The sequence below is a fragment of the Vibrio sp. 10N.222.55.C7 genome, from assembly GCF_041473335.1.
Taxonomy (GTDB): Bacteria; Pseudomonadota; Gammaproteobacteria; order Enterobacterales; family Vibrionaceae; genus Vibrio; species Vibrio crassostreae_C.
In genome coordinates, this window is the sequence record NZ_JBFRSC010000013.1 from 1,300 (window position 1) to 1,689 (window position 390).

Annotated in this window: 1 protein-coding gene; it reads left to right on the plus strand. The window is 48.5% G+C overall.

Annotated elements, in window-relative coordinates:
• A partial coding sequence (locus AB4482_RS04315) for a tandem-95 repeat protein (protein ID WP_372180586.1) occupies positions 1 to 390 on the plus strand: 390 nt, incomplete at both ends.

A 390-nucleotide genomic window follows, 5' to 3' on the forward strand; every position in this document is an offset into this window, starting at 1 on the left:
CAATGGTGACATCGATATCAACTTCGATATCTCTGATGGCACCAATACGGTTCAAGCTTCGGCTGACCTTACAGTTAATCCTGTAAATGATTTACCAGTCCCTCAAGACCAACAGTTCAGTATTGCAGAAGACGGTACTTTACAGTTCACAGACGCGGATCTGCTTACAGGCGCGACAGACGTTGAAGGTGATAACCTGACGGTTGAAGGTGTGACCTACGATGGTGGCGACGGTATCTTGACCGACAACGGTAACGGCACGTACACCTTTGCGCCAAATGAAAACTTCAATGGTGACGTAAACTTCGGCTTCGATGTGTCAGACGGAACCGATACGGTCTCTGCGAACATCGATGTAAGTGTGACTGCGGTTGATGATGCGCCTGTATC